This is a genomic window from Ignavibacteria bacterium (assembly GCA_041649015.1).
GTDB lineage: Bacteria > Bacteroidota > Ignavibacteria > Tepidaquicellales > Tepidaquicellaceae > CAIKZJ01.
Genome location: JBAZNU010000002.1, coordinates 529,286 through 549,826, shown reverse-complemented (window position 1 = coordinate 549,826; position 20,541 = coordinate 529,286). Strand labels below are relative to the sequence as shown.

The 20,541-nt window shown below is 35.1% G+C and carries 17 protein-coding genes; 7 read left to right on the top strand and 10 right to left on the bottom strand.

What is annotated here, in order from left to right:
* The first annotated feature begins 106 nt into the window (after positions 1 to 106).
* From WC644_05565 to WC644_05550, 4 genes are read left to right on the top strand one after another with little or no spacing between them, the layout of a single operon-like run.
* Positions 107 to 2,761: a DUF2723 domain-containing protein gene (locus WC644_05565; GenBank protein ID MFA5011404.1), complete on the top strand. Its 2,655-nt coding sequence runs from the start codon at positions 107 to 109 to the stop codon at positions 2,759 to 2,761.
* 24 nt (positions 2,762 to 2,785) lie between these two features.
* The gene (locus tag WC644_05560) at positions 2,786 to 4,234 is read left to right on the top strand and encodes a bifunctional glycosyltransferase/class I SAM-dependent methyltransferase (protein ID MFA5011403.1); all 1,449 of its coding nucleotides are present in this window, start codon (positions 2,786 to 2,788) and stop codon (positions 4,232 to 4,234) included.
* Between the two features lies 1 nt (position 4,235).
* A complete protein-coding gene (locus WC644_05555; protein MFA5011402.1) occupies positions 4,236 to 6,611 on the top strand; it encodes a hypothetical protein in 2,376 nt (791 codons plus the stop codon).
* A complete protein-coding gene (locus WC644_05550) occupies positions 6,595 to 7,650 on the top strand; it encodes a glycosyltransferase family 9 protein (protein MFA5011401.1) in 1,056 nt (351 codons plus the stop codon). The genes WC644_05555 and WC644_05550 overlap by 17 nt, the downstream gene beginning before the upstream one ends.
* Here the strand turns inward: WC644_05550 and WC644_05545 are convergent.
* Genes WC644_05545 through arcC form a run of 9 tightly spaced genes read right to left on the bottom strand, consistent with a single transcriptional unit; the run spans position 7,647 to position 17,280 of the window.
* Positions 7,647 to 9,599 (bottom strand): TonB-dependent receptor plug domain-containing protein, encoded by a 1,953-nt coding sequence (locus tag WC644_05545; GenBank protein ID MFA5011400.1) that lies wholly within the window; start codon positions 9,597 to 9,599, stop codon positions 7,647 to 7,649. The two genes, WC644_05550 and WC644_05545, sit on opposite strands and share 4 nt — an antisense overlap.
* Positions 9,600 to 9,606: 7 nt before the next feature.
* Positions 9,607 to 10,299: a phosphate signaling complex protein PhoU gene (phoU, locus tag WC644_05540; GenBank protein MFA5011399.1), complete on the bottom strand. Its 693-nt coding sequence runs from the start codon at positions 10,297 to 10,299 to the stop codon at positions 9,607 to 9,609.
* Between the two features lie 22 nt (positions 10,300 to 10,321).
* Positions 10,322 to 11,089, bottom strand: coding sequence for a phosphate ABC transporter ATP-binding protein PstB (gene pstB, locus WC644_05535; GenBank protein MFA5011398.1), 768 nt, complete (start codon positions 11,087 to 11,089; stop codon positions 10,322 to 10,324).
* A gap of 57 nt (positions 11,090 to 11,146) precedes the next feature.
* Positions 11,147 to 11,815 carry an ABC transporter ATP-binding protein gene (locus WC644_05530; protein MFA5011397.1) on the bottom strand — a complete coding sequence of 223 codons (669 nt, stop codon included), beginning with the start codon at positions 11,813 to 11,815 and terminating at the stop codon, positions 11,147 to 11,149.
* A 2-nt stretch (positions 11,816 to 11,817) separates the two neighbouring features.
* Positions 11,818 to 13,047: an FtsX-like permease family protein gene (locus WC644_05525; GenBank protein MFA5011396.1), complete on the bottom strand. Its 1,230-nt coding sequence runs from the start codon at positions 13,045 to 13,047 to the stop codon at positions 11,818 to 11,820.
* A complete protein-coding gene (locus WC644_05520) occupies positions 13,047 to 13,883 on the bottom strand; it encodes a hypothetical protein (GenBank protein MFA5011395.1) in 837 nt (278 codons plus the stop codon). The genes WC644_05525 and WC644_05520 overlap by 1 nt, the downstream gene beginning before the upstream one ends.
* The gene (locus WC644_05515; protein ID MFA5011394.1) at positions 13,880 to 15,211 is read right to left on the bottom strand and encodes an AAA family ATPase; all 1,332 of its coding nucleotides are present in this window, start codon (positions 15,209 to 15,211) and stop codon (positions 13,880 to 13,882) included. The genes WC644_05520 and WC644_05515 overlap by 4 nt, the downstream gene beginning before the upstream one ends.
* 8 nt (positions 15,212 to 15,219) lie before the next feature.
* The gene (gene pyrB / locus WC644_05510; protein ID MFA5011393.1) at positions 15,220 to 16,299 is read right to left on the bottom strand and encodes an aspartate carbamoyltransferase; all 1,080 of its coding nucleotides are present in this window, start codon (positions 16,297 to 16,299) and stop codon (positions 15,220 to 15,222) included.
* A gap of 24 nt (positions 16,300 to 16,323) precedes the next feature.
* Positions 16,324 to 17,280: a carbamate kinase gene (arcC, locus tag WC644_05505; protein MFA5011392.1), complete on the bottom strand. Its 957-nt coding sequence runs from the start codon at positions 17,278 to 17,280 to the stop codon at positions 16,324 to 16,326.
* Between the two features lie 734 nt (positions 17,281 to 18,014).
* Between arcC and WC644_05500 the strand changes: the two genes are divergently transcribed.
* Both WC644_05500 and WC644_05495 read left to right on the top strand, forming a co-directional pair.
* The gene (locus WC644_05500; GenBank protein ID MFA5011391.1) at positions 18,015 to 18,851 is read left to right on the top strand and encodes a M48 family metallopeptidase; all 837 of its coding nucleotides are present in this window, start codon (positions 18,015 to 18,017) and stop codon (positions 18,849 to 18,851) included.
* Between the two features lie 4 nt (positions 18,852 to 18,855).
* Positions 18,856 to 19,362 (top strand): hypothetical protein, encoded by a 507-nt coding sequence (locus WC644_05495; protein ID MFA5011390.1) that lies wholly within the window; start codon positions 18,856 to 18,858, stop codon positions 19,360 to 19,362.
* Here the strand turns inward: WC644_05495 and WC644_05490 are convergent, their stop codons facing one another.
* The gene (locus WC644_05490; protein ID MFA5011389.1) at positions 19,363 to 20,007 is read right to left on the bottom strand and encodes an MBL fold metallo-hydrolase; all 645 of its coding nucleotides are present in this window, start codon (positions 20,005 to 20,007) and stop codon (positions 19,363 to 19,365) included.
* Positions 20,008 to 20,060: 53 nt separating this feature from the next.
* On the opposite strand from WC644_05490, the gene smpB reads away from it, so the two are divergent.
* Entirely contained in the window at positions 20,061 to 20,516 is a 456-nt protein-coding gene (smpB, locus tag WC644_05485; GenBank protein ID MFA5011388.1) for an SsrA-binding protein SmpB, read from the top strand.
* Positions 20,517 to 20,541 lie beyond the last annotated feature (25 nt).

Sequence of the window (20,541 nt, the reverse complement as noted above, 5' to 3'; positions counted from 1 at the left end):
TATACCTAAAAATACTTATGCATTCAGCAAGATTATTGGGTTTGTAACTTGAAAATAGTATAAAAATCGTGTAATTTTTTAGGTTTATTAAATTTTATACATAAAAATGAATTTCAAACTGATTAACCGAATAACCGGCGCATTTGTATTCTTATTTTCTCTGATAGTTTACTTTATTACAGTTCAGCCTACATTATCTTTCTGGGATTGCGGTGAGTTTATTGCATGTGCTTTTACGCTTTCTACTCCGCACCCTCCGGGTGCTCCTTTGCACATTCTTGTAGGAAAAATTTTCACAATGCTTCCCACTGCTACGGACGTTGGTTTGAGAATGAATTATCTATCTGTGATATCGAGTGCATTTACTGTTTTATTCCTGTATTTAGTAAGCACGAAAGTTATAATCAACTGGAGAGGTATTCCAAAGAATTTATATGAAATTTTAATTATAGCGGTTCCATCTTCTATTGGAGCTCTGTCACTTGCATTTGCTGATAGCTTTTGGTTCAATGCGATGGAAGCTGAAGTTTACGGATTCGGTACTTTTCTTATGGCATTGTGTATTTACTTGATGATGTTATGGTGGGAAAAAGCTGATGAACCGGGCAGTGATAAATATATACTATTCTTTTCTTACGTTGTCGGATTGTCTATTGGTATTCATTTGCTTGTAGTTCAGACTCTATTCTTACTCGGTATTGCGTTTTATTTTAAAAGATTCGAATATAAACTCAAAACTTTTCTTATTGCGGTAGGTGTTTCTATGTTATCGTTTTTCCTTGTTTACCCGCTAATTGTTAAAAAAATGCCCGCATTGATTCAGTCTTCACCCGTTGTCGGATTTGTAATTATAGTTTTAGCAATAATTGTCGGTATAGTATATTCGGTCCAAAAACAATCGAAAGCATTAAATTTAGTGTTTACTTCATTGTTCTTAATTGTCTTGGGTTATACCACTTACATAACAGTCCTTCAGAGATCCGGAGTTCAGGATCTTCCGCTTGACGAGAACAATCCTGATAATATGGAAAGATTGCTTTCCTATTTAAACCGTGAACAATATGGTGATCAGCCTCTTGTATTGCCCCGTAGATATTCACAGGAACCACAGCACTGGAGAACCTGGCAGAATTATACAAGTGATATGGATTTTATGTGGAAATATCAGATTAATGAAATGTTTAATCGTTACCTCTTCTGGCAGTATATAGGCAGGTCAGGGTATCAACAAGGAGACGGAGTAGATTTTTCAAAATTATTTGCAATTCCATTTATTCTTGGATTAATAGGAGTTTTCCATCATTTCCGGCGAGACTGGAAGCTCGCAATGGTTTTTCTGTTGATGTTCTTATTAATGGGTGTGGTTACAGCGCTTTATCAGAATCAGCAAGACCCTCAGCCTCGTGAACGTGATTATTTCTACATTGGTGCATTCTTTGCATTTTCATTATGGATATCACTTGGTATTGTGGCAATTATCGAATTGTTAAGTGAGATGCGTAAGAAGGAACTCGGCATAGGTTTAGCGTCCGTTGTAATGGGATTAGCTTTTGTATTTGTTCCACTCAATATGCTGAAAGTTGCTTACCCATACCAGACAAGACAGGATAATTATTTCCCGTTTGATTATGCTTATAATATTTTACAAAGCTGCGAAAAGGATGCTATACTTATAACTAACGGCGATAACGATACTTTCCCTTTATGGTGTCTACAGGCTGCTTACGGCGTAAGGCAGGATATAAGAATTATTAACCTGTCATTAGCACAAACAGATTGGTATAATCTTCAGTTAAAGAATGAGAGACCTTATGGTTCTCTGACCGTACCAATGACAATTACGGATGCACAATTGTCAAATCCGGATTTTATACGGCCGAGAGAATGGGATGAAAAGAAGATTCAGGTACTTGATGTACCATCAGAAGTATATCCGGATACGATGCAAGTAAAACCCGAAAAGATTGTCTTTACAGTTCCTGCAACGATTCGGCAGAAATCTGGAAATAGAACAATAACCGGGATTAAATTTAATGATATATTGCTTCTTGATATTATAAAAGCTAATAAATGGAAAAGGCCGATTTATTTCTCGGCAACAGTGTCACCTGAAAACTTTGTAGGTCTTGGTGATTATCTGATTTTGGAAGGTATGGCTCATAAATTACTACCATACAAAGTTGGAAACGGTATGGACGTTGCTGTTAATAAAGAAATTACCTATAAGTCTATATTTGAACCTCCAGCAGTACCAAGTATGACACCTCAGTACGGATTTTTGTTCAGAAGTTTAAACCATGAGAACCTGTTTTTTGATGAGACTCAGCAACGAATGATTGAAATGTACAGGACAATTTTTGTATGGTTAGCAAATACTTACGGAATGGATTCCACTAATTTAGATCAGGCTGCTAAAGTACTTAAACGCATGGAAGATGTAATACCAACTTCCAAATTTAAGATGGATTACAGGCAAAGTTATCAGGTAGCAATGTTATACAACATGATCGGTAATAAACAAAAATTTTATGATTTTGCGAAAATCGCTGAGGAAGGTGCACTGATAGATAAAAGGAGTACAAATCCGAATACATCCAGCTTCTATAATCCTTACAGAATATTGCTTGATATCTATGAAGCAAAGGGTGAATATCAAAAAGCACTCAATCTTTTAAACGAACTCGATCAAAGAGATCCTTCAGTCAATCAGAAAAGAGAAAGTTTGAAGTTGAAAATGTCTGGCGAAGAGGAAAAGAAATAGATTCCTTTAGATTAATGGATAGACATGAGAAATAATAAAAAGATCGGTATACTGATTGTAGCTTACAATGCATCAACAACTTTACATAAAGTACTTGATAGAATACCGCAGAATGTTTATGATGAGATTGACGAGATAGCTGTTTTCGACGATGCCAGCAAGGATAATACATACATGGTGTCAATAGGATATAAGGAATTAAATAAACTTGAGAAACTCCATTTATACCTGAATGATAAGAATCTTGGGTACGGCGGAAATCAGAAAAAAGGATTTTCATACTTTGCGGAAAAAAAATTTGATGTCGTAGTACTGCTTCACGGAGACGGACAGTATGCTCCAGAAATACTTCAGGATATGTATTCTCCGATAACTGACGGCGATACCGATGTTGTTCTCGGCTCAAGAATGATGACTAAGTACGGAGGCGCATTAAAAGGCGGCATGCCGTTTTATAAATACATTGGCAATAAAATACTATCTACATTTCAGAACAGAAAACTTAAGATGAACCTAACTGAGTTTCACTCTGGTTACAGAGCTTATTCGATCTCAGGACTTAAAAAACTTAATCTTGAAAACACAACTGATGATTTCCATTTTGATACGCAGATAATCATAAAAGCAAATCATAACAATTTAAAGATTGATGAAATACCGATTCCAACTTACTACGGAGACGAAATATGTTATGTGAACGGAATGAAGTATGCACGTAATATCTTCAGTACAACAAAGGAATACATTAATACTATTAAAGGTAAGAAGAAATCTGATGTGTATTCTGAATATTATATTCCTTATCCTTTAAAACTTTATCCATATTCGAGCCATAAAATTATACTCGATATTTTAAACAAGAAAGACAATCAAAAAATACTTGATGCTGGCTGCGGTGACGGGTTGTTCGCTGAACATATTTCGGGAAAGAATTATAAAGTTGGTGTTGATTTTATACCCGTTTCGGAAAATACAACGAAGAACTTCAATAAGTTTTATCAGTACGACCTGAATAAAGGATTTCCCAGGGAGCTTGAAAAGGAGAATGGTTTTGACTATATCCTTTTTATGGATATTCTTGAGCATCTTCAAGATTACAATAATCTCATTAATGATTCCAAAAATCTACTTAAAAAAGACGGCAGGGTAGTAATCTCTCTTCCGAATTTTGCAAACATATATGTGCGGCTGAACCTGCTCATTGGGCGGCTTCCGCTGGCTGATAAAGGAATACTTGACAAGACACACCTGCATTTATTCACATACAGGATTATAAAGAATATTTTAAGGAATCATAAACTTGATATAGTTGAACAGAGGGTTACACCAATACCCGTAATTGAGATACTCCCTGATATGCTTAAAAGGAATGTTGGTTATGTTTTAAATTTTCTTTTAAACATTAAAACAGTTTTGTTTAAGAGACTTTTAGGGTATCAGTTTATATTTATTTGCAAAAAACAGAGCGATTAAATTGGCAAAGCAAATTAAAAAATCAACGACGTCTAAAGTACAATCCGCTGTAACGAACCTGCTTGATAACAATTATGTTGCGCTTGGTTTGTTAGGAATATTCTGGCTTGTATTTTTCCGGGAACTACTTCCCGGAAACGCTTATCTCTTCGATGATTTCATAGAACAATATTATCCCGGGAAGTATATGGCTTCGCTGATGCTTAACAAGGGTGTATTCCCGTTCTGGAATCCGTTCGCCTTTAGCGGTGTACCATTCTTTGCTGATTTACAGATAGCGGTATTGTACCCGTTTAATTACATCCTGCAGTTTTTTGTCAAGAACGATAAGTTATCCGCATTAGCAATTCAGAATACGATAATTTTTCATTATCTTCTAACTTCAATATTCACATTTTATTTAGCTAAACATTTTAAGTTATCTGGATTGTTTTCTACCATATTTGCATTGCTATTCACATACTCAAGTTACATGATGATACACATGATGCACCAACCGCTTATTGAGGCTGCAACGTGGTTTCCGCTTTTCTTTCTTTTGTGGCTTAAGTTTGTCGATTCAAAAAAATATCATTATTCCATACTTGCTGGACTAGTAATGGCTTTGTGTGTACTTGCAGGATATCCTCAGGTTCCATTCTTTAATTTCTTCTTTATAGGTGTTTATACATTGTTTATTGCATACGGATATTACAGAGAAAAGAAAAATTCTGATATAGTACATCTTTTTTTAGGACTTGCAGTATCTCTGATTTTTACATTTGGGTTGACTGCCTTTCAGTTGCTGCCGGCACTTGAGTTTGTCGGTATTTCGAATCGTGCTTCATTTGATTATGCATTTGCCAAACAGGGCTCGATGCATATTTATGACTATATTACTTTGATTATTCCAAAGTACTTCGGAGTATGGAGCGGTAATGAAAAGATAACTGATATTCAGTATTGGTCGAAACATTCCGAAGGTCCCTGGATGTTTTCAATTTCGAATATATTCCTTTCTACAATTATTGTTATTTTATTCTATCCATCTTTAAAATATTTCTTTAAAGAGAAGAAAAATGTTTATTTAGCATATTTTACCCTATTTATAATTATTTTTACTTTTTTCTTTTCCTTAGGCGGGAACTTCTTTTTCCATAAATTATTGTTCGATTATGTCCCTTTCTTTAACAGATTCAGGAATCCCGCTCACGTAGTTTACATTACCATGATGGCAGTAATACTAATTACCATGATTGGAACAAACGGTATTGTTAGCAGCGGAAAAATAAAAGAATATTTCACGAATAAATACATATTCTCTGTTGCAGGAATTCTGTTTCTCCTTTTTCTAATTGTTTACACAGGTATGCTTCTACCGGCAAACGCATCTCAAACTTCACAGATAGTCGATTATATAAAGTCTCAGGCGTTGACCTTTTTGCTGTTCAGTGTAGCTTTTGCAGCATTAATATATTTATACTCGAACGGGAAATTGAATTCTAATATTTTTGGTCTATTAATAGTATTGGTTTTGTTGATTGAAATTTATCAGATATGGTTTGCCCAGAATAACGGTACAAAGAATCCTGAATCCTTATATATGCAGCGTTCTCAGATTGCAGAAAAACTTAAGCAGGAAATGAAGAGTGAAATCTTCAGAGTAAATTCGAGACATTATAATCCAAGTGCGATGCTTTTTCAAAGGAATCAGGGATACGTAGATAACATTGAACTTCTAGAAGGATACGGTGCACTTCTCCTGAAAGATTTTATTCCTCCAAATGGGAACGATGCGAAAAGTACCCAATCTCACGATTTAATGAATGTGAAGTATCACATGATGACCGATTCAATACAAAAGAATCCGTATCTTGGAAGGAATGAATCGTTTATTCCAAGAGTTGCGATGTTTTTTGATGCAGTGCAGTTTGATAATGACAGCCTTGCAAAAAATTTTATGACTTATTCAGGATTCGATTACAGAAGGACGTTAGTAATAACAGACAAAGAAAATTTGAATTTACCCAAATTAAATGCTGATGAGCCTAAACCTGTGGCAAGTTATCGGATTTTTGACAGGGATATAAACTCAATGAAAGTGGAAGTTAATACACCCCAAGAAGGACTGTTGTATTTCAGCGAAGTATATTATCCTGCATTTAAAGCGTACTTAGACGGGCAGCATATAAAAATACTAAAAGCAGATTATTGTATGAGAGCTGTTCTGGTTCCCGCGGGCAATCATGTGATTGAAATGAAATATGAGTCTGATGAATTCAGCAAAGGACTAACGATTTCTCTCGTAACAGCATTATTATTTATCATAACATTACCGGCTTCTGTTTTTCTGTCGAAAAGGAAAAAGTCTTCAGACAAGAATGAAAATTCTGATTAACGCCTTATCGGGTATAGGCGATGCATTGATGTTTTCGCCTGCTTTGAAGATACTTTATGATAATCTGCCGAACTATAAAATAGATATGTTAGTGATGTTTCATTCAGTAAAAGAGCTGTACCGGACTTCACCTTACCTTAACAATATTTATCATATCGATTTTTTAAAGCAATCATCTGTAAAATCACTCAAAGAGATTTATGATATAAGGAAGAATGATTATTTCATATCGGTAAATGTCTATCCATCTAATAGATATGAATACAATATACTGAATTACTTGATAGGAGCAAAGAAAAGGTACGGACATACTTATAGCAATCCAAAGTTTCCAAGCTTAAGCTTTTTAAATAATCTCACAATCGATGAGGAAAAGGATATTCATAATGTTGTTCAAAACCTGAATCTTGTTAAGTTGATTTGCGATTTTAATATTGATGATGCAGGCGGGCTTGAGATATTTTTGAATGAGGATGATGAGAATGCAGCAAAGCTCTGGATGAAAGATCAGTGTATTGATAGCAATAAACTTTTAGTTGGGTTTCATGCCGGCTCCTCAACTCTGAAGAATCATATAAACAAACGCTGGGATGTTAGAAAATACGCAGCTCTTGGAAATAGATTAATCGAAGAAAGGAATGCAAAAATTCTTCTGTTTGGTTCTGAGTTTGAATTAAACAATGAATTAAACAAATTGATGAACGGCAGGGGAGTGATAGCTTCCACAAACAATTATATGGATTCAATGGCTCGGTTGAAACAGTGTAATTTATTTGTGTCAAACGATACCGCTTTTCTTCATTCTGCATCAGCATTCGGAATTCCAATAGCTGCAATATTCGGATATACAAATCACAAAGAACTTTATCCGTGGAAGACTAATCATGTAATAGTCAGAAAAGGGCTTGAATGCAGTCCTTGTTTTTTCAATTCACCCAGACCCGCAAGATGTAAATGGAAAGGTGATGATGAATTTAAGTGTATCAGGACAATAGAACTTGAGGAGGTTTATTCCGCGTGTGTTAGTCTATTAAACTAATTCCAGAAATCCCAGGTAATTGTAAACCTTGAGATACTCCTGAGCAATCCGCCCCTGTCATCAAACGGATATAACGCTGTATTGTATAAAAGGTTGTTAAAAATATTTGCTACGGTAATATTTATATTTGCTTTCCCAATCCTGGCACCAACGTAAAAATCAACATCAAAGTAATCAAATGCAGAGTAGTTATCCTCAATGGTTATGGAGTTGGCAAACTGATCATAGCCAATTATTGGTCTGTCGGATATATACTTTACATTGAATCCCGTCTTCAGGAGAAGTTTATTCTTGAATAGTACATCCTTATAAGCAATATCTGAGGATATGAATATTCTCGGTATTGTTTCTAAACTATAATTATTCTTATCAAATGAATTTACATTAAGAATTAACGCTATATTTTTAGAATCATAACCCAACGTTATATTCGAATTTTTGATTGAATAATCTGAGAAAACGTTACAATGGTAATTAAAGTATGATATTGAAAAATTATTGTATATAAACTTAAACCCTGCTTCATAATACTGCTTTCGCGATGAATTGTAATTCTCCTCGAACCTGTTAAAATTCTCATCGTAAAACAAAGCTTCATAATCAAATCCGTACGTGGTGTTATTCGTTCCTCCTTTTATTTCGAGCTTTGTCATATTACTAAAGTCTATTCTGTAATTCAATTCTGCGCCATACATAAAGTGATATGTGTCGTTGAATTTCTGAGATTTGATAGCTCCTGAAATTAAAAATTTATCGTATACAAGGTCAAGTCTTGAGTATACGTCAACAGCATTAAAATTAAAATATCTGACTCCGATTACTGAATCTATTTTCATCGATGTTGTTCTGTCATAATTATATAGATTATAGTATCCTTTAACTCCTGCAAGTAATTTTATCTGCGACAATTTAAACGGAATTAAATATATTGTCTGATTAATATTAAATCCGTATTGCACACTGTGGTAGTTCTTTCCGATGAAAATCCCATTAGGTTCATCCCTGTTCTCCTCATCTCTGTACTCTCTGATTGAATTATTCGTAAAGAAATTCAAATTCGTTAGAGATAATGTGTCTTTAAAAAACCTGCCAGTTATCTTTATGTCACTATAAGTTGTAAATATTTTCTCATACGCGTCGGGATTAACGGGAATAGGTAGATTAATGTCCATCAGTGTATCCTTTGAACCGCTAAACATTAATCCGTCATTCTGTCCTCTTTCCTGTTTATTCGCTGACACAAAAAACTTAACATTAAATCTGTCCGATGGATAATAATTAAACTGAAATCTGCTTCTCCAGAATGAAAAGTCTGAATTTTGATAATGTCCTTCTGAGGCATAATTATTAATACCAAATAGAAAATTAAACTTTCTTGAAATCGGCAGATTCATGTAAACGTCGGCAAATAAAGCCCCGTCTCTGTCTTGTGAATACCTGAACTGAGTGAATAAATTCGGCTGAAAAATATCTTTGTCAATTATATTAATTATCTTGCTATATGGATTTAGTCCGTACATGAAGGACATGGATGTGGACACTTCTTCAATTTTATCTATTTCATTCACGGAAAAACTCTCCACATCAAAACCTCCATAAAACTGGTTATTAGATTCAATACCGTTTCTAAAAACCCCTACATTTGAAAATCCGTTATAGTTTATTAGAGATTTACCGCCGGTACCGAAGAAGTATGCATAATATCCTGATTTCTCGTTGAATATTTCCTGCAAGTTTCTTTTGTCATTCAAGATAAAGTCGTTAGTACCGCTTGTATCCGAAAAAGATGAAAGTAAATCGAGTTTATTAATCTTGTTCTGATTAAAATTAACTTTTACAGTATCTTTCTGATTTGTTTTAGTTATTGATGTATCTTTATTCTGTGAGTATAACGATTTGCTGAACAAAATCGCAAGTAATATTATCCCAATAGAATTAAAGATATTCATGTCAGATTTAAATTATATTTTCTGTGTTCGAATCGAATCCGTCAAGATTATTCCTGTGTTTTATAATCTTTGAATCGACAAGGAATACAACTTCTTCAGCTATGTTGGTTGCATGATCGGCTATTCTTTCAAAATACCTGAGCAGTGTTATGCAGTGTGCACAGGGACGAATTGTCGAGGAGTCCTTCTCCATTAAGTCTATTAGTTTATCAAAAATATCTCTTTCAAGTTTATCGATAACGTCATCCGCTTTGATTACACTCAATGCCATGTCGTGATCATTATTAACAATAGAATCAAGTGTTTTGGAAACTAAAAGTTGAACCTTCTCTGCCATCAAATCCATACCTACTGTACGCAATATCTGGAGGTGGCTTTGCAGCGGCTCTGCGCGTTCAGCAATATTTACCGCTATATCACCCATTCTCTCAAGGTCATTGTTTGTTTTCAATGCCGATAAAATAATTCGTAAATCTATTGCCACAGGCTGAGTTAATGCAAAGATTCTTTGACAAAGTTTATCGATTTTTATATCATATTTGTCAACTTTATCGTCTCTTTCAATCACAAGCTGCGCATATTCCAGATTGCTATCAAATAGGGCTTTAACGGCAAGAATAAGTTGTTCTTCAACAAGACTTCCCATCTTCAATATCTTGTTTGTTAATTGCTGTAATTCTTCTTCTAAATAATGATACATTTATTATTTGTGATTTAATTAATTATCCGAATTTCCCCGTGATGTAATTCTGTGTTCTTTCGTCAGAAGGGCTCGTGAATATTTTTCTTGTTGAATCAAATTCAATCAGCTCTCCGTTCAGAAAGAATCCCGTTGCATCGCTGACTCTTGCGGCTTGCTGCATATTATGAGTTACAATAACAATTGTGATGCTATTTTTCAAAGTAAAAATTAGTTCCTCAATTTTTGATGTGGAAATTGGATCAAGTGCTGAAGCAGGTTCATCCATTAATATAACTTCAGGATTTACTGCAAGAGTTCTCGCAATGCAGACACGTTGCTGCTGTCCGCCGGAAAGCCCCGTTGCCATCTCTTTTAATCTATCTTTCACTTCTTCCCAGATTGCAGCACGTTTTAAACTTGTCTCAACAATATCATCAAGCCATTCCTTCTTGTTAATGCCGTTAATTCTCGCCCCGTAAGCTACATTCTCATATATGCTTTTAGGAAATGGATTGGATTTTTGAAAGACCATCCCAACTTTTCTTCTTAAAGCAACGATATCGGTTTTTTTGCTGTATATATCCTCATCATCAATCTGTACTTTTCCCTTGATTATCACACCGTTAATTAAGTCATTCATCCTGTTTAATGTTCTAAGAAATGTCGATTTGCCGCATCCTGACGGTCCGATTAATGCTGTTACTTTGTTCGAATTAATCTTGATATAAACATTTTTTAAAGTAATATTTTTTCCGTAAAACAGGCTTAGATTGTCTGTGCTTATTTTAATTTCTTTTGTTTTCGTCATGTTACGGAAAATATGTAATATTATTGATTAAAGATTAAACATAATGTAAAAAAATCATTAAATAATCTTACCGTCAACCATCTTAATAATTCTGTCGCATTTGGCAGCAAATTCTTCATTGTGGGTAACTATAACAAATGTCTGCTTGAATTTCTCCCTGAGTTTGAAAATCAGCTCAATTATTGAGTCAGCATTTTCTGTGTCAAGGTTTCCTGTAGGTTCATCCGCAAGTATAATCTTTGGAGAGTTGACCAGTGCCCTCGCAATTGCCACCCTTTGAGCTTCACCCCCGGATAACTCTGAAGGTTTATGATGTATTCTGTCTCTTAGACCGACTTCGTTAAGCAAGTCTTTTGCTTTAGCTTCATCACTATTTCCTGCTATCCTTGAAGCGATTGAAACGTTCTCAAGAGCTGTAAATTCAGGCAGAAGATGATGGAATTGAAAAATAAAACCAATATCATTTGCTCTGAAATTCGCAAGCTGCTTGTCGTTGTATCCTAAAACGTCTGTCCCTTCGAATACCATCGATCCTGAACCCGGAATATCTAAAGCTCCAAGTATATGAAGCAGCGTACTCTTTCCTGCCCCAGATTTTCCGACAATTGCCGCTATCTCGCTCTTGTATATTGTCAGGTCTATACCCTTTAAGACACGGAGTGTGTTCTTTTTCGTTATCTGATATTCCTTGGTTATACCGCTTAATTGTATTAGTATATTTTCCATCATTATTCCCACCGAATTGATTCAACCGGTTTCTGTTTCGCCGCTCTTAAAGCAGGATATAAAGAAGCTAAAAAGCAAAGTAAAAGCGCCGCTAATGGTATGTAGATAAAATCCGAGAATCTTAATTCTACGGGCAGTGCTTCTAATTTGTAAACAGATGTATCCAGTTTATATATTTTAAAATAAATTTGCATCAAAGCAAGTCCAAGTCCTAAAACTGAACCCGTTATTACACCAACCATTCCCACAACCAATCCTTCAAACATAAATATTCTGGTTATCATTTTATCGCTTGCACCCATGGCTTTAAGTATTCCGATGTCTCTTTTTTTCTCTATTACTGTCATCGTTAAAGAACCGAGTATGTTGAACGATGCAACTGCTATAATCAGGCTCAGTAATATGAATGCTGCCCATCTTTCAACTTTAAGTATTGAATAAAAATCTTGGTGCAAATCATACCACGTCATAACGTTGAATTTCGAAGTGTCAACTTGTGACTGCAGCCTTAATTTCAGATTATCCGCGTCATCAATGTCCTTAGACCTTAATTCAATTCCGTTAACTGTATTGTTCAGTCTGAACAAATTCTGTGCATTCTCAATCGATATGTATGCATACTTCGAATCATAATCCCTGTTGTCCGAGTCATATATTCCTGTGACAATAAACTGTTTAGTAATTGGTTCAACAAATTGTGTAAGCGAATACTCAAGCCCGACAGGACTCAGTATTGTAATCGTATCTCCAATAAAAACTTTAAGATTGTTGGCAAGTGAAAACCCTATTATTATGCTACCGAAATCACCTTTATCCGCAAGGTCAAACTTCCCGTAGTTTGTGAATTCTTTAATCCCCGATACTTTTTCAATTACTTTTTCATCAACACCTTTTATTAAAAGTACCTTATTTACGTCTTTCGTCGCAAGCATGCCTTTATTCATCGTGTACGGTGCTGCATTCGGTATATCGTTCGCATAAATTGTTTGAAGCATTGATTCGTAATTATCAAATTTCGCATTGCCTTTTGCTTCAATCCTGATATGAGGATCAAAACCTATTAAAATTGATGTAACCTTCTCACTGAAACCGTTAAACACAGATAGAACCACAATCATCGCAGCAACACCTATTGATACCCCAACGATTGATATTGTCGAAATTACAGTTATAAAACTGACCTTCCTCTTGGAAAATAAATACCGCTTTGCTATGAAAAATTCAGTTCTCATTATTCGTCGAAAACTATTACCGATTCTCTGTACTGCCTCACCTTGTTCGTGTCTATCTTGTTCAACAAATATTTATTCAAATCAGCTCTTTTCTGCTCAAGATCCCTGTCATCTTTAAGTTTTGCTATCTCATACCTCACATGTAGAACTCTGTTATCAAGTATATGCCTTGAAATTCCGGCTGGAAGTTTCGCATCATTATAAGCAATCTTTACAATTTGCTTTTTGTTAAAGTGAAAAAATTCGACGAGCAATCCATTTCTTCTTGAATATTTCCGCAAATCATAATACGTTATTTCCTCCTCAGACCTGTCAAAGTTATAAATATTAAAATAGAATTTTGTAAACGTATGAAGTCTTTCAATATTTTCTTTAAATTTCCTTGGCAAGTATATTAAAATGCTTTGTCCGTTGCTGATGTCTGAAACTAATATACAATTATTAAATTTTTGTATTATGTTTTTCGCTTCTTTATAAGTCTTGTTCTCGTACTTGTAGCCTTTTTTAAGACAATAATCAATCACATTCTCGATTTTCACGTCGTAGATTAAATGATTCCAGTTTCTTAATCTTATCCTTTTGCTCTTGTAATCTGTTAATTGAGCAATTACAAGTTTGCATCCGATTTCTTTTAACGTACTCAGCCTGTTTGCACCATCTATTAGTATCCGTTGATTGTCGTAATTACCCACTATTACAGGGTTCATTAAATACCTGCTGTTTGATATACGTTCGTATATGTTTCTTAATCTGTTTGTCTCTGTGGTTTCGTGAAGTTTAATGTCATCAATTCTGAGTATGTCAATACTGAAAAACTTATTTGTATAATTAATCATTCTTTTATAAAGTCCAGCAGCCCTTCCTTACCCAGTTTAATCCGTATAGTATCACCAGGCAAAATTCCACCCTCAAGTACTTTTTCTGCAATCGGATTTGCAATATTCTTTTGTATCGTCCTCTTAAGCGGTCTCGCTCCGTATTGTATGTCAAAACCAAGCTTTCCTATCCAGTCCTTAACATCGTTATCTATTATCAATTTGATGTTGCTTTTACTGAGTCTTTCTGATAAATACTTAATCCGTATATCAACGATTGCCCTTATTTCCTTCTGTGTAAGTGGATTGAAAAGTATTATTTCATCAATCCTGTTCAGAAATTCAGGTCTTATCGTTGCTTTTAGCAAATCAACAAGTTTCATCCTCAAATCTCCGATTATTTCGTCCCTGTTCCTTTCATTCATCAGCTGAAGATGCTCTTGTATTAAATGTGAACCAAGATTTGAAGTCATAATTATGATTGTGTTCTTGAAATTCACGGTCCTTCCCTGTGAATCTGTGAGCCTGCCATCATCAAGTACCTGTAGAAGTACATTGAAAACATCCGGATGTGCTTTCTCAATCTCATCAAGCAATACTACTGAATATGGCCTTCTTCTCACTGCTTCTGTAAGCTGCCCCCCTTCTTCATACCCCACGTAACCCGGAGGCGCACCGATAAGCCTTGATACAGAGAATTTTTCCATGTATTCACTCATATCAATTCTTACTATTGCATGCTCATCATCAAATAAGAACTCTGCGAGTGCCCTTGCAAGTTCTGTCTTGCCTACACCCGTAGTCCCGAGAAAAATGAATGAGCCGATAGGCCTGTTGTCATCCTGCAACCCCGCTCTTGACCTTCTTATTGCATCTGATACCGCAGCTACAGCATCATCCTGTCCGATAACCCTTGCTGAAAGATTTTTTTCCATTTGAAGCAATTTCATCCTCTCGCTTTCGAGCATCCTGTTTACGGGTATTCCCGTCCATTTAGAAACCACTTCGGCAATATCCTCTGCATCAACCTCCTCTTTTAGCATCTTCTTTTCCGACTGTACTTTTATTAATTCCTCAGATTTTAAAATTATGGACTTTTCAACTTCTGGAATTTTTCCGTATCTCAGTTCCGCTACTTTTGCAAGATTTCCGTTTCTTTCAAGTGTGTCTGCTTCAAGCTTTAACCTTTCCGTATCCTCTTTAAGTTTTCTTATATTTTTAATTAGATCTTTCTCGAGATTCCAATGTGCAATCAGTGAATCCCTTTCCGATTTAAGCTCGGCTAATTCCTTCTCAATTTCTTTTAATCTGATTTCAGTTGGATTAATGTTTGATTCTTTTTTAGCCATAGAACAATTTAGATATTTAAGATTTTATCTTTAATTCCCATTATGTAAGCTATAAGCGCTGTTCTGACCCACATGCCGTTTCTTTCCTGCCTCCAGTACTTTGCTCTTGGATCGTCATCAATAGCAACATCTATTTCCTGTCTTCTTGGGAGCGGATGCATGATGATTGCTGTTTTCTTCATAAGTTTAAGATGCTTTTTCTCTAAATGGAATTTTGAAAAATCAATGTCCTGAGATTCACCGCTTACATCGTATTCATCCTGAATTCTCGTCATATAAACCGCGTCAGCCTCGGGAAGCACTTTAACAAGGTCCGATGTTTCTCTGAAATACATCTTTTGTTTCTTTAAGAATTGCTTTATATCATTGCCTATTCTGAGGTACTCGGGAGAAACGAAAACAATTTTGACTCCTTTGTAATGTTTAAGGAGATATGTAAGAGAACGTACTGTTCTGCCTCTCTTTAAATCTCCGACCATAACAATCGTTTTTCCATTTATACCGCCTTTGTCTAGGAATGACTGATGCAGCGTGTACATGTCAAGAAGAGCCTGTGTAGGATGCTGGTCCTTACCCGAACCTCCGTTTATTATGCTTATTGGTCTTTTCGTCTTGTTCAGCATCCATGCTGATTTCTCGGCCATACCTTCCTCAAAGTGTCTCATTATAATTAAATCTGCGTATGAACTGAAAGTCCGTATAGTATCTTCAGGAGTTTCACCTTTCACTTCAGATGATGTAGAAGTAGAACGTATTTCACTAACCTGTAAACCAAGAATGTAACAGGCGCTCTGGAATGAAATGAAAGTTCTTGTCGAAGGTTGTACGAAATAAAGCATTGCCCTTTTATGCGAGAGTAGTGTCCTCATGTAATCAAGACCCTCTTCCGATTTGGAAATCTTTCTAACTTTATTTGCAATTTCAAACAAATCGTTTAAAAGTTCAGGTGTGAGCTGCTGAGCGAATAGGCAGTCGAAAATTCTGCCGTCTTTCTCAAAGAAAATCAGCTTTTTATCCAGCTTTAATTTATAAAATTCTTCCCATGAAAGACTTTTTAGTGCATCAAACTTTTTTTGTGCTTTTGTCATATATGTTATTTAAGTTTTCTATTCTTATTGGTGAATTAATGTACCTGCTTTGTTCTCAATCGCATCCAATAGTTTTTCAATGTGCGTTATTATAGCATTGTTACCGGTGTTTTGAACAAATTCAATGACAGACTGCACTTTCGGACCCATACTTCCCGCTGTAAAATGTCCCTGGTCGTAATATGTAGTAGCTTCATCAAGGTTTAAATCCCTCAGCTTGATTTCATTCGGTTTACGGAAGTTAATGTAACATTGTTCAACGTTAGTTAAAATCACAAACAGGTCGGCTTTAAGGTCTATAGCAAGACGAGATGAAGCAAGGTCTTTATCAATAACAGCTTCAACTCCCGCTAGGTTTCCGTTACTGTCGTGATAAACGGGTATGCCTCCTCCGCCCACACAAATAACTATGTATCCGTTATTCGTTAAGTCGTGTATAATATTCTTTTGAACGATGGAAATCGGTTTAGGCGAGGCAACAACCCTTCTGAATCCTTTGCCTGCCGGGTCTTCCTTGAATTTCCAGCTTTTTGTTCTTAGAATATCTTTGGTTTGTTCAAGTGTATAGTATGGACCCACAGGCTTTGTTAAATTTTCGAAAGCGTGATCTTTCTCATCAACCATAACTTGAGTAAGCAGCGCTAATGTTTGTTTTCTTATCCCGTGTTTTTCAAACTCATTTTGTAGAGATTTCTGAAGTATATAACCAATTTCTCCCTGTGTTTCTGCAACGCATACATCAAGCGGCATTGGCGGAACTTTTGAAGAACCTTCTTCCTGCTGAATCAGTAAATTTCCAACCTGAGGACCGTTTCCGTGTGTGAGTATGACATCATATTCCGGAGATTTCAATAAAGGTATTAACTGCTCAGCCGTTTGGTCCGACGCAGCTTCTCTTTCTTCAATCGTACCCTTGGATTTAGAATCTAATAAAGCATTCCCCCCTAATGCGATAACAAGTAATTTCTTTTTCTCATTCATGAAAATAAAAATGAAATAATATATTTGTAAAATCTTAAAAATATCAATAAATACAGTCATTCTCAATTCATTAAGCTCTCGAAATACTATAATCGGGAACCATCTTTCCCGATTAAAATAACACACATAAATCAGTCCCAATTCTGTGTTTGAACTCCATTTTCTAAATTCTTTCTTCGTAACGTAGTTCTATGTTTGTAATCTGTCCTTAAAAATAAATAATTCTTTTATTATCATTGTAAATCGTATTCTTTGTTTTAAATAAGCCCCTTACTTCGTGAAATTGTTCTATTAACTCTCTATGCTTTGCACGTTCATCTCTGTTCTTTTCTTTGATCTCTGATCTAATTTAGCGGTATAATTTTTTAACCGTTATATTATTTCATATATTTTCTCATTGATCTCTGTGAAAACCTCTGTGTATTCAGTGGTAAAATCTTTTCCGTGCTTGTGGCTTTCACTATGAGGTGGTACTTCTTTGCGTTAAAGTTTTTATCATTAATTTATGTTACTTAGCTTTTAGTTCTCTGTGACTTCTGGGTACTCTGTAGTAAAAATCTTTTGTTCTTTTCATTCTTTAATATTTTGTGGTATCAACTATTAGGTATTCATTGTACAATATCCTCATTTTTTTACCTGCTACACCCACGTGTCTATATTATCCCAAATATTACCTCAGGAACATTATTGCCATTATTATTGTAAAACATTATAGAAATATTTATCTTTCAACTATGATGAAAATTAGCAAAATAATACCTCTTTCTGCATTTGTGATGATATTTATGTTATTTTCAATCTCAATTTTTTACAGCTGCGGTGCAAATCTATTCTCAACTGCCGACGATGTAAAACTGGGGGAGGATTTGGACAAGGAAATTCATAACAAACCTAACGAATTTCCGCTGTTAACTAATAGACCCGACATCACAAACTATGTATCAGACCTCGGTAAATACATTCTTAATTCTTCTCCGAAAATTGAATATAAAAATGTTTTTCCTTATAAGTTTCAGGTCATTAACGATACAATTATTAATGCTTTCTGTACACCAGGCGGATTTATTTATGTTTACACTGGTCTGATGAAATTTGTTGATAATGAAGCAACTCTTGCAGGTGTTATCGCCCATGAGATTGCTCATGCCGAAAGACGCCATATGACACAGCGTTTAACGTCGTATTACGGTATAAGTATGCTCATGAGTATTGTACTGGGAAACAATCCTAATGCCGCTGTCGAAATAGCTGCAAACTTATTCGTGGGTATGGGTTTTCTCGCAAACAGCAGATCAGATGAAGAAGAAGCAGATAATTATTCGATTAAATATCTGATGACATCAAAATATTATCCCGGCGGTATTCAGTATTTCTTCGATAGCATTCTCAAAAAACAGCAGAAAGCAGGAACTGTAGGTGGAGGATTCGATCGTCTCCTTTCCACACACCCTTTGCCTCAGGATAGGATTCAAAATGTTAAGGACCAGATGAAGAAGAATAAGATTGTTAACGATTCAACTAAGGGTATTTATCATGATGAATACCAGATTTTTAAATCAAAATTAAATTAAAAGAATGAAATACATATTAATACTTATCGCAGTTTTATTTGTTACCCCGGTTTTTTCTCAGATTAAAGTAGATAACAACAGCTATAAATTTAAAATTAGTTTCGATAATAAATGGAAAGAAGTCTCAAAAGTAGAAACCGATAAGAAAGATGTGATAACTTACAGCTTTAGCAAGAATTCAAAAGTTGCCGCTACTATTATAGCTTTTAAATTTGCTTCACCTCAGAAAATCGACGACCTTATATACACGTTCGAAAAGGATTTTAACCTTAATATACCCGAAAGAATAAGCGATTACGTTAAATCAGACAATGAATCTTACGAAAGTAAGTCTGCCGATTACAAGGATAAAGACACCTATGAAAAGATTTACTATTACACTACAATAAAAGATAATAACGGCGAGTTCTATAGTTATATGATTCGGTTTATAGCCGATAATTCGTATAAACATAGTGATTTTGAATATGATGTTAGTTCTATCATTTACACTTTTATGATTAATCTCTGATTAATTCTGTAAAAAGGGATTGTACTTTTTCTCATAACCGATGCTGGTCTTACCCATATGACCGGGATACAATTCGTATTCATCCGTACAAATCTCAAAGAGTTTGTGCTTTATTGAATGTATCAGGGTGTCGTAATCTCCTCCGGGCAGGTCAGTTCTTCCAATTGAAGTCTGAAAGATAACATCACCGCAGAATATTACTTTCTCTTTGTTATCCGTTATGCAGACTCCCCCTGGAGAATGTCCCGGAGTATGAATGAAATTCAGCACATTCTCCCCAACTCTAACAATAGTGTCCTCTGCAATAAAATTACTTACCGTAGGTAAATTCTCTAACTGTATTCCGTAAAATTCTCCCTGTGTTTTAGCATTCTCATACAAAAACAAATCATCCTTGTGTATATAAGAATCAACTCCGAATACCTTTACCGCAAAACCGTTGCCTAGAACATGGTCAACATGTCCGTGAGTCATCAGAATGAATTTGATGTTTATTTTGCTGTCATGCAAGTACTTTAGAAGAACATCCTTTTCATGAAAAGTATGGTATCCCGGGTCTATTAATACTCCTTCGTGCGTGTTTTCGCAGTGATAGACGTAACTATTCATCTGAAATGGATTAACGGTGAATGCTTTTATTTTCATTATTTAAATTGATTTTACAAAAGTTATTAAATAATTTAAATGTTATTTATTCGTTGAAATTGACCGATACTGATAAAATTAAAATAATAGGAACTAATAGAAAAGCTAATTTTCAATACGAAATCCTGAATAAGTATGAAGCTGGTATTGTACTCTTGGGTACAGAGGTAAAATCCCTCCGGGAGGCAAAGGTAAATCTGTCAGATGCATACGGAAGGTTCTCAAACAATGAACTCTGGCTTATAGGTGCGCATATAAATGAGTATAAGTATGGAAACCTGAACAATCATGACCCTCTAAGGAAAAGAAAACTGCTTATGAATAAAAAAGAGCTTCGTAAGTTGAAAGCAAAGCTCGAAGAACTTGGACTGACATTAATCGTAACAAAAATATATTTTAAGAACTCAAAAATTAAAGTTGAAATAGCACTCGCAAGAGGGAAGAAACTTTATGATAAGAGGGAAACAATAAAAAACCGGGAAACCGAAAGGAAACTAAAAAATTACTGATATGTTTTTATCACTGAATGAACAA